The following is a 14,203-nucleotide window of genomic DNA, read 5'->3' on the forward strand; positions in this document are numbered from 1 at the left end:
GAATTATCTATGTCTTAATTCATCTTCAACATTTTTTAGTCAAAAATTTAGCAGGACTTAGATGCGAATATTTCAACGGGAGCAAACCTCCATTTTAAGTTAGGGCGAACTATTCCTTGCCATTTGCCATACCATTTGAATTCTCTCTCAATATCATGCACAGTAAAACTCAGTAAATTTTCACATGTATAAAGTACAGTTGAAGTATCTTGAACGACCATCATCGTAATTTGATAACTTCCATCATTAAAAAAATCTTCAGGAATGTAACAAACTCCTCTGATTAGACCTGAAGTACAAGGAATTGATCTTGAGATTGAATTAAAAACACAAACTCCCTCCAGTGTGTAGACGTGTAAGCTCAAATTTAAATGAGCACCATCAAGGTAATTCCAATACTCAAATTCAATCCTGAGAGGGGTTTTAACCGTAATCTCATCTACTGAGTCATCAATATCTGGAATTACACTGATTTGATGTATGCGAATTTTATCGTTTCCGGGAGCAGTTTCAATATCATCCCAGATTCTTTCAAGAAATTTAGAGTCATTGTCAGACTCCAAATAACGAGATACGACCTGATGAGCTTCTCCATGAGTTACTAAACATCCTGACTTGAGCAGTATGGCTTGGTCGCATAGACTTTTTAATGCTGCCATATTGTGACTAACAAACAAGACGGTACGCCCTTCTTTTTCAGAAACATCATTCATTTTTCCCAAGCACTTCTTTTGAAATTGGGCATCTCCTACCGCCAGAACTTCATCCACAATCAAAATCTCTGGCTCTAAATGCGCCGCTACGGCAAATGCCAAACGCACATACATCCCTGATGAATAGCGTTTAACAGGTGTATCTAAAAACTTCTCCACTTCAGCAAAAGCGACAATTTCATCAAACTTTCTTTTAATCTCTGTTTTGCTCATCCCCAGAATGGCACCGTTGAGATAAATGTTTTCTCGACCTGTCAATTCTGGGTGAAAACCTGTGCCCACTTCTAAAAGACTTGCGACTCTACCCTTTAGAGAAATACAGCCGCTGCTTGGTTCAGTAATGCGGCTCAAAATTTTGAGTAAAGTTGATTTTCCTGCACCGTTGCGACCAATAATTCCAATGCTCTCGCCCTGTTTAATTTCAAATGACACATCCTTCAATGCCCAAAACTCTTCACGGGCTGGATTATATATTTCTTTGCCAGAAGGCTTCACCAATTTTTTACCCAGTGAACTGACTCTATCACTGATGGATTCTCGCAAAGACTTATATCTGCTGCTTCCTTCTTGTTGATGACTCAACACGTATTTTTTACTGAGGTTTTCAACCCTAATTACTGTATCAGACATTATTAAATTACTCTCAGTAGATCGAAAACTTTTCTTTTAAAACACCCAAGCTACTATGGTGTACCACGGACAGGCCAACCGTAGACGAGGCTCGGCTTACTGGTGTTTACAACGCCGCCGAAGTTTAGGAAGATTGCCCAGGCGGAATTCCCAGCCTCCTGGTAAGGTCCCGTAGTACTAGACCAGTAGTTGAATTGGATGCCAGTAGCCCACTGTGTCCCCTGTGCAAAGCAGCCTGAACCCTCTTGGTCTACCAATGTCGGAGTAGTACAGTTTAGATTTGAAGGAGGTAATATCGCCGTAACCTCGTCTTTGGTCGGCAAACGCCAATCGCCAGAAGAAGAGTTATCCGACAGATTGCAGTCGCCGCTCTTAATCTCAGCTGCTTTGTAATTGGCTGTTGCCCAATCTGTTGCTTCAAGACAATCTGCCTTCTTGAGCCATATAAGTCGAGTCACAGTATCAGTCACCGTGCCATTACCACAGTCTACATAGCGATCGCTGTTATTGAAGCAGGGGCCGGAGGCTTTGACCACAGTTCCCACGGGATGTTGGGTATTGATGTAGTTTCTATATTTCCTAGCTTGTACGGACACAGGAAGAGTAAAGGTAAAAGCCAGAAAAAATATGAATACAGCCCCGTATAGTATTTTGATAGCAAAACCAGGTAAACGAATGTGGAGCATATTTTTCAACTTCCAAACATCTAAGCATGCAAATCTCTGCCGGTTGTTTCGTGAATCGGTTCTCAGAGATTAAGCATAAAATACTATAAACTATTTAAGCAGCAATATTTTTTCATACTTGTATATGATAATCACTGAGATAACAAGGACTTCTTAGGCTCGCGCAAATAAAATTTTATCGACCGCAAATTTTCTCACCAGAGTCATAGCTCCGGTTTTTATATCCACAGTAAATAGGGAATTTGTTCCCTCATATTTGGGGTCAGCAAGTGCAAATAGTTGACCTGATGAAGAAAAGGCTAAACTTGCCAAGTCATTTTCCAGAGGTTTGTTCTTGAAGCTTAATTCCACCAGTCTGATAATCTTTCCTCTGCCACTAACTACTGCCCTGTTCTCTAGGTCTAGTTGCACTAAACTTAGATTACCTTCACCGCCGACACTAGTAGCGTAAATTTTTCCATCTAATGGAGATTGAGCAAGATTACCGAGCCTCTCCTTGAGGGAAATATATGGTAGACCTGTTGTAACACTAGAATCTACTTGCCCTGAGTTTTGGTCAATAAATGCCAACTCAAAAGGGGGGCTACCTTCTGCAAGACTAATTACACCAAGTAATACCTGCTTACCTTTTATATTGGTTGATAATAACCCTTCAACAGTACTATACTTCTTGTCCTTGGTTTTTTTGATTTTCAAGCCTTTTGGAGACTTTATCTCACTTTTTTTAGGAGGTGCAATAGATATCAGGCGACTAAAATCGCCTTTCTTAGTGGCTGCAACAGCGGCAATAACAAATGTGTTATCGGGTAGGACAGTAAAAGCAGTTATCCGCTCGCTGGGCTTTTTAACAACCAAGGCTTTAGCAACAGTCTCAGTGGTTTCTAGGGAGTTAGTAACGCTGTCGGCGGCGATTTCGGCAGTTAATAACACCTGACCAGTGGTAAAGTTTATAGACTGAAAGATAATTCCTGGTATGGTGTTAGCAGTAGCAGCGTCAACTAAGTCTTGTGTTTTACTTTTGCTAGCTGAAGAAAGGGTCACTCCATAAAGCTGCTCCGACTCTTGTGCAAACACCTTAGATGTAAATTTAGCACTTGCTGCGGTGACAGCGCTGACGATAGCCAACTGCCCAAATCTTCGTCGTCTGATTCTCAAATTCATAACCTACACTACCTAAGCAACTGGGATTAGTATTTGCTCAATTATGAAAGATAACTGTGATGCATCCATTTAGGTGGTACAGACAGTACTCCCGCAAGGGTAGAGCATAATATTTGTGAATTTTGTTACGGTTTTTCAAGGCACAATTATGCCGGAACCGGGAGTCAAAGGTTTAGCTCCCATGTCTGCTAAGATATTGACAACCATTTGCTTGGCGCGAGTATCTTCGCGTGGTCCACTAACGCCCTCGCTGTCTAACCCCCACATAAACTGAATAGAGCCAGTCGAAAAGACTTTGGCACCACTAGCAGAAGTGAAGCAAACTGCTTGGCAAATCCGTGGGTCTGTTCCAGCAGGAAAACCCTCTAGTTCAGCTTGATCAAAGTTTTGCAACTGTATGGATTCGCCGAGAACGACCAACCCACTTGGAGATGCATTTAAATTGATTGCATCCCATTCAAAGCCCACCAAACCACTTAATTTATCCCCATCATTCAGGTTTGTGTTGGCATAGTAGGGGTGAGTACTGTTTTTTACCACAAAATCGAACCCATCAGAAAAGAAATCCCGCCATCTACCTCCAATGTACATATTGCCTTTCAAGGCACTCTCTGGCTTGTTGTTTTCTGGGCTGCGGAATTTGTTGGTTGGTGCCACAGGATCTGAGGCATCTTTGTAGCAAACCATAACCCTGTTAGCTACTCCCATACTAGAGTTTTCAAACCGCACTCGCTGATAGACACTGTTCCCTGAGAAAAAAGCCTTGTTGATGCTGCTGGACTGGACACTATTAAACTCCTCTAGCGACCAGTACTCATCGTGACCGACTGACAGAAATACGTTATGCTGTTGCAGCAAACTTGGGTTGGCGTGGACATCCACGTTAGTTACGTAGGAGATGTCATAGCTTTGGGACTCCAGCCACCGCACCATATTGTACTCCCAAGACAAGATAATGTTGTTATAAGGGTTACTACCAGTTAACGTGCTATGTTGTGCGAATGGTCTGTCGTAGGAAAGCTTAAACCCCCTTTGACCTCCAGTACTCTGTTCTGGGTATAGAGAGTAACCACCACTGAGGTTATAAGCCTGCAAAGTATTGAAGCTGCTCTGGAATAATATGTCAGACCTTTCACTGTCATTACGAACAACAAACACTACCTGGGACTTACTCCCACTTCTCTGGTCAGTTAGCTTGGCAATATACAAACCACTAGTCCAGTCATTGCCAACTTGTAGCGTGTAGGAAGTTGACCAGTTTTCACATGAGACTGTGCGGGTAGAACTGTCGAAATTACATGCGGGCTGGGTAATTCCGTTAAGCTGACCGCTACTCAGTATTAGTCGGCCGCCTTGTCCTCCGTAGTAACCTAAGCGATACACATCAATCGTGTAATTTCCGGCCTGTGCTAGAGAAACTTTAATTGGCAACGAGCCGCCCTTGTTTACACTAGTTGCTGTCGTATAGCCAGCAATATCCGATTGACCTACTTGGGGAATCCGCCAATCTGTAGTACCAGGTTTTTGGTTTTCTAAATAAATCGCATTAGTGTTTGCTGGGTTAGCCCTGGCACTGAAGGTCACGCTGCCTATGTCAGAAGCTGTTGCACTCACAGTGTTTGTTATACCAACTGTTGTGCCTAGAGTTAAGACTGTGCTGGCTTGACCATCGTTACCAGTTACCGCACTAGCGGATGAAACCGAACCTCCACCACTGGTGATAGCAAAGTCGACTGTCACTCCTGACTGAGGATTCCCATTACTATCTGTAACTTTCACAACGAACGGGTTCGCTAAGGCAGAACCTGCCGTACCAGTTTGATTATCGCCGCTTACTTTAGTCAGACTGTTACCAACCACAAATACTATGTCGCGGAAATAGTTACTGTTCTGATAGGAATTAGTTGGGAAAGAATTCAGACTACCAAAGACTGAATTGTTGCCATCAGCAACTGAACTGAGATCGCCATTTACAACTGGGCTAGCTAATGCGTTATTAGTTACACCAAAATAGCTATTACAACTGACAGTCACTATATAGGTGCTATTGGCTAATATATTTACAGGTGTGCTGAGATCCTGTTGCTGCCAACCCGAAGAAGTTTCATTCGAGAAAGTAACACTTCCTAGTATAGATCCTGTTGCCGACCAAATTCTGCCTATATGATTGCCAGTCTCATTGACCGCTTTCCAATGGCGGATTGCGGTAATTTGACCACTCTTGGCACTTTGGAACTTCATTCCAAGTTCATAGGATACGCCATCACTCCATTCAAACCCAGGAACCTGAGTTGTAAATAAAGTTTGCGAGGTGGTCTGAGATTGGGCTAAAAGTATTTTATCGAAATCGTTTTGCTGAGTCATTGCTGTTCAGAAATTTAATTTTCTTAACACGTTAGTTAATATAAAAAAGTTGAAGTACAAAATCTTTAGAGTGGGTAGTAGACTAACTAATTGATGTGGTTATGATCAAATATTTCAAATCCCTCCTAAATCACATCAGCAAATGTCCGTTCCATTTTTCGGAAGTACCAAATGCCACTTACCAGTAACAAAGCAACTAGTCCTAGAGATAACGTGAATCCAGTCCAGTAAAGTTTGGATTCTCCCCCTAAAATTGCCCAGCGAAAACCATCAATCACGCCTACCATTGGGTTCAAATAGTAGAGCAAACGCCATTGCTCTGGTACAATGCTGCTACTAAAACCGACGGGTGATACATATAGACCAAACTGCACAATAAACGGCACAATGTACCGGAAGTCTCGATATTCCACATTTAAAGCTGCCAACCACAGTCCTACTCCTAATGAAGCAGCAAAGGCAATGCCAATAAATAGCGGTAATGATAATATCCGCCAAGTGGGAACAAAATTATACCAGGCCATTAGCCCTAAGAGAATCATTGCAGAAACTAGAAAGTCCACAAAGCTGACAATTACTGAGCTGGCAGGCACAATTAAGCGCGGAAAGTAGACTTTAGAAATCAAATTGGCATTACTAATTAGGCTGTTACTACACTCACTTAGAGCATTGGAAAAAAATTGCCAGGGTAACAAAGCAGCAAATACCAGTATTGGATACGGTGCTGACCCCTCTGAAGGTAATTTTGCCAAACTTCCGAAGATGACGCTGAACACGATCATCGTCAAAAATGGTCGAATGAGTGCCCAGAGCATACCAATCACTGTTTGCTTATACCGCACCAGAATGTCACGCCAAGCAAGAAAATAGAATAATTCTCTATAGCGCCATATATCTTTCCAATATTGCTGCTCTGTACGTCCAGCTTCAATCACTAACTCCTGTTGGGAGACAATTTTTGGACTATTCATAGTTCTTGATTGAAGATTAATATTTTTAACTAAATGAAACTAATAATTCTTAACTTACGAACTGGAAACCTCTAAGACCTTGATAACCAAATTGCCTGGCGCTTTTACGAGTAAACTCACCAACGGAAGGGTTCCCTAGAGAATCAATCACTCCTGTGACTTGCCGCCATAGTTCTTGTGGTGCTACCAAAATTTCATAATTACTATCATCACACTTACGAATGTGATACCAAGTTGTTTGCTGACATCCTTCACACCAGAAAGCTTCTAACCATTCCCCTTCTATAGGAACTGTGGTTTGGTTCGCTACTAACATCAAAGCATTCCGTCGACTCATACCTCGTTGCTGTAATTGACCTGCTTGGTCAGCAAACATTTTATATTTTTGACTGACGCTATCTATATAGCAACTATGAATCGGGCAGTAAATTGCTCTTCGCTTGGAACGTTTCCGATTTCGGTCACACCTCATCTGTAATTTCACCTCCTGTATAGACAAAAACCATGAGCAAGGAAGGCTATGTTGGAGGGACTGAGATCAATAAGACCATCAAAGCCCTACTCCTAAAAAATATTGCAAAAATATTCAATAATAAATGATGATTTTGTTTTTATTTTACCTTGTTTTTTAATTAATTTACTTCCTCTGCAATTGAAAAAATGATTTTGCAAAGAGTTAGTTTTTGACTAGATTAAAAGATTTTAATGCTCTATTTTTCTCCTAATAGTCTTATACCATGCAACCAAAAATTTGTGGATCGAATTGTTTAAGGTTTATCAAAATCATAGAAATTTAATAAACCTAAATATGATTACTTTACATCGCTTCGAGACATGGTGATTATTTCATCAAATACTGCCTGCTGTAAAACATGCAAGTATTGTTTAGAGATCACTTTAGGTGTGAAGTGCGATCGCAAATACTGACGACCGGCTTTGCCCATCTGCTCTCCTATTTGGGGATCTCGATTCAGAAAGCGAATAAATTGCGCTAGACCTTGACCATCTCCATTGTCAAATGTGCTACCACAACTAGCATCAGCTACGAGTTGTCTCAAATATGAAGTCTTGGAGCAAATTACTGCTATTGGTCGACCAGAGGCTAAAGCTGAGTAAATTTTGCTGGGAACAACTAAACCCTCTGTAGCTGCATCTACACTGACTATTGATAGATCGCAAGCTGTTAGAGAATAAGGTAATACCTGCTTATCTTGATAAGGTAGAAATGTAAAATTGGTCAGTCCTAACCGCTCCACTTCCATAATTAATTCTTGGCGTTTGGCACCACCACCAATGCAGATAAACTGAATTGGCTCATCTTGCAATTGCTTTGCAGCTTCCAACATGGTGTCAATATCATGGCAACGACCCATATTGCCAGAATAGAGTACGGTAAATTTGTTAACTAGGTTATACTTCCAGGCAAACCAGTTTTCTTTCTTAGCAATCGGTATGATCGCTTCTGGGTTAGCCCAACTGTGAATTACAGAAACTTTATCAGCTACTTGGGGACAATGTGCAACTACCTGTTGTTTCATCGCTGGGCTAAGTACTATGATCCCCTTGGCTTTTAACCAAACCTGTTTATTGATTGCACGCCACAATCGCACCAGCCAGTTACTCTTTGAAATTACACCTAGCGCGATCGCAATATCAGGGTACAAATCGTACAATACGCATACATAAGGTAACTTGAATAAGATATAGGCTAGATATCCGATCACTGGCAAAAATGGGGGCGCTGTAGTTAGCAATAATACATTGTTGCGACGCGAACCTCTCAGCAAATAGAGCGTCGCCCGCAAGGTGTATAGCACACCATTAATGGCTTTGCCACGAATTCTTCCCGGCCAGAGTTGAGCAGTACGCGATCGCTGAATTCGGATTTGGTCAGCCCATTCAACTGCTGGGGCCGTATCAGAACGAAATGCATATCCTGGCTGACTTGTAAAAATTTCAATATCCACTCCTTGCTGCCCTAACTGTTTCACCAATTCTTCAATCAACTGCCCTGTAGCGGCATAATCCGGAGGGAAAAATTGGGTAACTACAGATAACTTAATTGATTGTTGAGCTTTTACAGAAGGCTTGTTTTTTGTATCTTTTTTTGCATCTAAAGGAGTAGAAATGGATTTCAAAAAATTTTGATTAATCCATTGATTAAGTCTCATAGTCTATGGCCTCGTCTGAAATAGAAAAAACTGTTATCCAAAACCCGTATAAACTCGAAATAATCTAGAAAACACATCTAGACTATATTGTAAGAATTTACAAATCTGGCTTAATATTCACTAAGAAAGCTTGACTCAACAAACTACAATTTTCGTAAAACTAATTCATTGATATAAACTACTATCAAGACTAGTTTTGTTTCGGCACGTTAGCCACAGCTTGGCATACCCTAACTAAACTGAAAACCTTGTAGTTTGTTTAGTTCACGCTCCCAAGTAGAGTATAGTTCGTCACCCCACAATAGCTTAAAAGACCTCTGAACCTTGCACATTTAGGCATTATCTTATAACCTATTAAGGCTAACTAACAGAACACTCTTTCTAGTTTATATACACACTTCTCTAACAGATACGAGAACACAAAAATGATGAAAATACTTCTAGCCGAGAACAAATTATTTTAGAGAGAAGGTAATATTTTTATGTGGTAAAGCAAGTCCTTGACAGGTTGAGCAGGTACTTACTTAAACTTCTAAAAAGAGATTTAATAGTTGGTGGCAGTCTCTATTGTTTGAGTAACATTCAGTCAACTGAGATATTTGGAGTTATGATTACTATTCACAATTTGATTCTAGAATGTTTTGTTTTGAGTAGTGTTTAGTTTTTGTTTGAGCTTCTCTAGTTACATATAACTTTATAACTAAAGCTTTTAGGCTTTATTACTTTTTATATGCAACACTGAGAATTTCACAATATCATGTTTACATATCGAATCATTTACTTCATTAAAAATTTATATTTTTAAAGTATATCTAATCTAAAACTTTATAAAATAATAGTTTTATGGGCTATCGGGACTCCTGTTTGATTGTTGAACAGGACTTAGATAATATACTGGGAAAATAAAAGTATAATAAATAAGGTCGTACTGCATTTGTATTAAAACATACTTAATGTTTATTTAATGAACTGCAAAGTATGCAAAGAAAGAGATCGACCGAGGAATTAATTATTCGGTGCATTTACTTAGAATTTGGTAGAAATCAGCATTTACAAGCTGCCACAGCCGTAGTAAAAGTATGGCGAAAACTCCACTTGATGCCAAGCATCAATAATTTATATCCCTTAATTATTAACTTAAGCACTTAACTATTGCCTGTGTTTCCACTGAATCCAAAAATAAATTGTTTTTATGAGAGAATAATTTGGATATCATTAGCAAAATTCACGTTTATTAAGTAGAAAATTTAAAATTTTGTACTTTCTTATACTTAAACTAAATTGCTTGTATTATTTCATACTATTTAACGAGCCTAACTAGCAGCTTGCGTTATTTGTGTAATGGATTAAAGAATACAGACTTGTAATTTCATCATAAGTTTATTAAGTAAATATCAAATATAGTATAGATTGTTGGTCGTATCGAAATTTATCTCACAGAAGCTTATAAAACTCTTTCTACTAAATTCTGTTTAACTTATTACCAAATATTTAAGAATATGATAGAGAATTATCCTTCCCAACCTTCCAGTTCTGATAGCAGTAATAATTCTGTATCTCCATCTCTTCAAAATCAACAAAATCAACTTGTTCCGTGGGTTGAAGAGGAAGAAGAATGGAGTGTGCAAAAATTTCTGGGTGTTTTACGGCGAAGAGCGCTAGTTATGACAGGTGTAACTATTACTGTTATGACAATTGCAGTTATTAGCTTAGTGCTAAAGCAGAAACCCCCAGAATATGAAGGCAATTTTCAACTGTTAGTGGAACCTGTGAATGATGACTCCACAGATGTGGATGTTGTCAAAGACTCTAACTCACAGATGTCTAGTCTAGATTATGAAAGCCAAATTCAGGTTCTTAAAAGTCCTGAACTGATGAGAGATACTCTTAAACGGCTACAAGCTTCTTATCCAGAATTAAACTATTATTCTCTGATCGATTCTCTAAAAATTACTCGATTAGGTGAAACCAAGATTATATTAGTTAGCTATCACAGTAACAATCAAGATCAAACTCAAGCCGTACTACAGAGGCTCGCTAAAGATTACTTAGACTACAGCAAAATCAGGAGGCAAACCAAATTACGTCAAGGACTTCAGTTTGTTGAATACCAATTACCTTTAACACAAAATCGGGTAGATCAACTCCAAAAAGAGTTGCAATTTTTTAGACAAAACTACAATTTTGACAATCCAGAATCCCAAGCAGAGCAAATCTCATCACAAACCGTTGAATTATCTCAAAAAAGACAAGAGATTGATCTACAGTTAGCTCAAGCTCGTGCTAATTTAACAAGTCTAAAAGAAAAAAATGGCGCAACAGCAATGCTGAATAATGCTCCTTTATATCAGCAGTTAATTACTCAAATACGTCAATTTGATATTCAGATTGCAACTGAATCAACTCGTTTACAGGACAAAAACCCAACCATTCAAACATTGAAAGAGAAACGAGCTAGTCTTTTACCTTTGCTAGGTAAACAGGCACAGCAATTATTGGGTGTAAAATTTGCAGAAGTAGAGATGCAACTTCAGAAATTAGAAGTGCAAAGTCAAGAACTTACCAAAATAGAACAGAAACTTGCACAGCGACGCAACCAACTGCCAATTCTAACAAGACAGTACACTGAATTACAGCGTAAATTGCAATTTGCAAATGAGAGTTTGAATCGGTTTTTATCAACCCGCGAGAATCTCCAAATTCAAATATCCCAAACAGAGCTGGGCTGGCAATTACTTCAAGTACCAACTACACCGGACATTCCTATTTCTTCTTCTGATACCCTACGCAGTTTTGTATTAGTATTAGTTGCAAGTATCATCTCAGGAATTGGTATTGTCTTACTAATGGAAAAGCTAGATAATGCCTATCATACTGTCGATGATCTGAAAAGAAAAGTTAAGCAGCCATTGTTAGGAAATATTCCTTTTGAACAGCAAATTCAAACTCAGCAAAACCACACTTCTCAGCAAATTTTTTCTTTATTAAGGATACCAAATTTTCTTTCTAAGGAGACTGCTAAACTGAGTGTTTTACCAAAGGAAGAACATGGTGAGTATTCTTCCAACTTTTCCGAAGCTTTAAGGGTAGTTTATACAAATATTAAACTACTCAGTTCTGATAGCCCGTTTCGTTCCATAGTTATTAGTTCAGCTATGCCTGGTGATGGCAAGTCTACCATAGCCCTTCATCTAGCTCAGATAGCTACAGCAATGGGGCAACGAGTCTTACTTGTAGACGCTGATCTTCGTAAACCCACAATTCACAATCTCTCACATTTAAATAATCTCTGGGGATTAAGCAATTTAATTTCTACAAACTTGCCAGTGGGAGAAGTAATTCGACAACTACCTTCTATGAGCAAACTATCTGTAATCACAGCTGGACCAGTACCATCCGATCCCACAAAGTTGCTCTCATCTTCAAAAATGAAGCAATTAATGACAGATTTTCAGAAGAATTTTGACTTAGTGATTTATGATGCACCTCCCCTAGTGGGATTAGCTGATGCTAGCCTGATAGCACCCCACACTGATGGACTCTTGATAGTAGTTCGAATTCACAAAACAAATTCTTCAATACTAAAAATAGCTTTAGATAACCTGAAAATTTATCGGTTGAATATATTAGGCATAGTTTGTAACGGTCAAAAAACTAATTTCAATGGTTTGTATTAAGAGGTAATAGACTTTATAGTCTCCACATTACAGTTATAGAAGCCTATGACCTTGTAATTATTGACTCTGGTTAATAGGTTAAATTTATGGGATGGTGAGGCGAAAAATAATTAATTAACAATCCAATCTTGAAAAGATACTATTGGATCAGCAAAGAAGACAAGGGCAACAAACGATTCAGGCGTTGCTGAATCATGGGATAATTTAGCCAAATTTGGAATGAGTTATCAATGCTTTCACCCGCCAATTCATTCCGTATTTATGCAACGCCGCTTTTTCGAGTGAATCTCTTTCAGAAAGCGATCGCTGTTTTTGATTTGTTGACATCGAAAAAATAAGCATTTATCAGAAGTACGCACTTCCCCAACAGCTATCTCAAGTAATCGTTTCTTGCTTGGGTGCTGATGCTTCAAGAATCCCTGGACTTGGAGTTAGCAAATTATCAGGATCATAGCGCCGCTTTGCACTTACTAACAGAGCAAACGCATCTAAATATTGACGAGCCTGAATCAGAGTAGAATTTAGGATAACCCTAATCAAATAAGGCTTTGAGGAAATTAAATATTCACCTATATAGTAATGATAATCATTATAGAGGGAGTGGTTAAAGAACATGGTATTTTAACAGTTGCTCTCAAAAAGAATTTCATTCTGATTCTCCTCTCTATGAAGCTGAAGCCAAAAATAACAATTACTGACCATTTTTTGAGAATAGAAGACCCACGAATAGATCGAACAAAGCGACACAACTTAATGGATATCATAACGATTGCCGTGTGTGCTGTGATTTTTGGGGCAGATGGTTGGGTGGCAATAGAGACTTATGGATGTGCCAAGTATGAGTGATTAAAAACATTTCTAGACCTACCAAATGGTATCTCGTGACATGATACATTCGCACGAGTATTTGCACAGATAAATCCCCAACAGTTTCAGTCATGTTTTCTAGATTGGATAAAATCAATACAGAAGATAACTTCTAAGGAAGTGGTTGTAATTGATGGGAAAACTTTACGCGGTTCTTATGATACAAGTAGTAACCAAAGCGCAATTATAATGGTAAGCGCTTGGGCGACTACAAATAAATTAGTGTTGGGACAAGTAAAAGTAGATGAAAAATCAAAGACGTTTTTGGTAATTAATTTGTCAAGTTTTAAGTGCATCTTTAAAAACTTCCACAATAGTTCAACTCCCCAACGTAGCTAACTGCTCTAATGTAATTGCTATGTGGATGCCTAAGTCAGGAGGGTAACTTCCTGAATTTTATTGGTAAATTCCTTCTTAGAAATCACCTAAGATACGTTCGCGCTGGTCTAAACTCCCAGTTACAAAAAAACTTGTGCCAAATTGGCATGACACATAGAACTAAAATTTGGTATAGATTTTATAGATCAATATAGTAATAACAACAATTACATTTAGTTAAATACCTTAATTGCAGGCATTTATAACTATGACCTTCAAAATGCTAGTTAAATTTTTGACAATTTGTTTAACGCTTTAATTTACCACAAAACTTTTTTGCAAGAGGTCTACTCAAAAAAGCTCTTAGGATATAAGCTGTAAACAAGTAGATACAGCACTATTGAGAGCCATGAATAAAGCATATTCCAGTAAACTGGGCAAAGACCAGTAGAAATGTGCATGGGCATTTTTTTGATTATTAGCTATATCCATTTCTAGACAAGCCAACTCTAATATGGATGTAAAAATCAGAAATTAGTAAATTAGGAATTGATTTAAAAATTAAATTTTTGTTCATTTATAAATTATCAAATGTACAAAACACTTACCTATGTCAATTCTCTAGAAATGATTATTTAACAAGAC

Annotated in this window: 11 protein-coding genes and 1 pseudogene; 3 read left to right on the top strand and 9 right to left on the bottom strand. The window is 38.6% G+C overall.

Annotated features, from left to right (window positions below; translation table 11 throughout):
- Positions 1-47: 47 nt before the first annotated feature.
- The 7 genes from G1O98_RS11930 to G1O98_RS11960 form a co-directional block, all read right to left on the bottom strand.
- Positions 48-1,343, bottom strand: coding sequence for an ABC transporter ATP-binding protein (locus G1O98_RS11930; protein WP_163929018.1), 1,296 nt, complete (start codon positions 1,341-1,343; stop codon positions 48-50).
- A 53-nt stretch (positions 1,344-1,396) separates the two neighbouring features.
- Positions 1,397-2,029, bottom strand: coding sequence for a DUF1566 domain-containing protein (locus tag G1O98_RS11935; RefSeq protein ID WP_163929019.1), 633 nt, complete (start codon positions 2,027-2,029; stop codon positions 1,397-1,399).
- 153 nt (positions 2,030-2,182) lie between these two features.
- Entirely contained in the window at positions 2,183-3,190 is a 1,008-nt protein-coding gene (locus G1O98_RS11940; protein ID WP_163929020.1) for a hypothetical protein, read from the bottom strand.
- 135 nt (positions 3,191-3,325) lie between these two features.
- The gene (locus G1O98_RS11945) at positions 3,326-5,554 is read right to left on the bottom strand and encodes a N,N-dimethylformamidase beta subunit family domain-containing protein (protein WP_163929021.1); all 2,229 of its coding nucleotides are present in this window, start codon (positions 5,552-5,554) and stop codon (positions 3,326-3,328) included.
- A gap of 125 nt (positions 5,555-5,679) precedes the next feature.
- Entirely contained in the window at positions 5,680-6,525 is an 846-nt protein-coding gene (locus tag G1O98_RS11950) for an ABC transporter permease (protein WP_163929022.1), read from the bottom strand.
- A gap of 49 nt (positions 6,526-6,574) precedes the next feature.
- Positions 6,575-6,997, bottom strand: coding sequence for a hypothetical protein (locus tag G1O98_RS11955; RefSeq protein ID WP_114081653.1), 423 nt, complete (start codon positions 6,995-6,997; stop codon positions 6,575-6,577).
- Between the two features lie 340 nt (positions 6,998-7,337).
- Positions 7,338-8,696, bottom strand: a complete 1,359-nt coding sequence (locus tag G1O98_RS11960; RefSeq protein WP_163929023.1) for a glycosyltransferase family 4 protein — start codon at positions 8,694-8,696, stop codon at positions 7,338-7,340.
- Between the two features lie 978 nt (positions 8,697-9,674).
- Between G1O98_RS11960 and G1O98_RS11965 the strand changes: the two genes are divergently transcribed.
- Positions 9,675-9,845 (top strand): hypothetical protein, encoded by a 171-nt coding sequence (locus tag G1O98_RS11965; protein ID WP_163929024.1) that lies wholly within the window; start codon positions 9,675-9,677, stop codon positions 9,843-9,845.
- A gap of 350 nt (positions 9,846-10,195) precedes the next feature.
- Complete coding sequence (locus G1O98_RS11970) at positions 10,196-12,373, top strand: polysaccharide biosynthesis tyrosine autokinase (RefSeq protein ID WP_175586644.1); 2,178 nt, start codon at positions 10,196-10,198, stop codon at positions 12,371-12,373.
- A gap of 204 nt (positions 12,374-12,577) precedes the next feature.
- Here the strand turns inward: G1O98_RS11970 and G1O98_RS40685 are convergent, their stop codons facing one another.
- Both G1O98_RS40685 and G1O98_RS11975 read right to left on the bottom strand, forming a co-directional pair.
- On the bottom strand, positions 12,578-12,700 hold the full coding sequence (locus G1O98_RS40685; protein WP_275941773.1) for a hypothetical protein: 123 nt from the start codon (positions 12,698-12,700) through the stop codon (positions 12,578-12,580).
- Between the two features lie 48 nt (positions 12,701-12,748).
- On the bottom strand, positions 12,749-12,988 hold the full coding sequence (locus G1O98_RS11975) for a hypothetical protein (RefSeq protein WP_163928989.1): 240 nt from the start codon (positions 12,986-12,988) through the stop codon (positions 12,749-12,751).
- A 51-nt stretch (positions 12,989-13,039) separates the two neighbouring features.
- Between G1O98_RS11975 and G1O98_RS39915 the strand changes: the two are divergent.
- Positions 13,040-13,495 (top strand): annotated as a pseudogene (locus G1O98_RS39915) (ISAs1 family transposase); the annotation flags it as partial.
- Between the last annotated feature and the right edge of the window lie 708 nt (positions 13,496-14,203).

The sequence above is a fragment of the Nostoc sp. UIC 10630 genome (assembly GCF_010747425.1).
In the GTDB taxonomy this organism is placed as follows: domain Bacteria; phylum Cyanobacteriota; class Cyanobacteriia; order Cyanobacteriales; family Nostocaceae; genus Nostoc.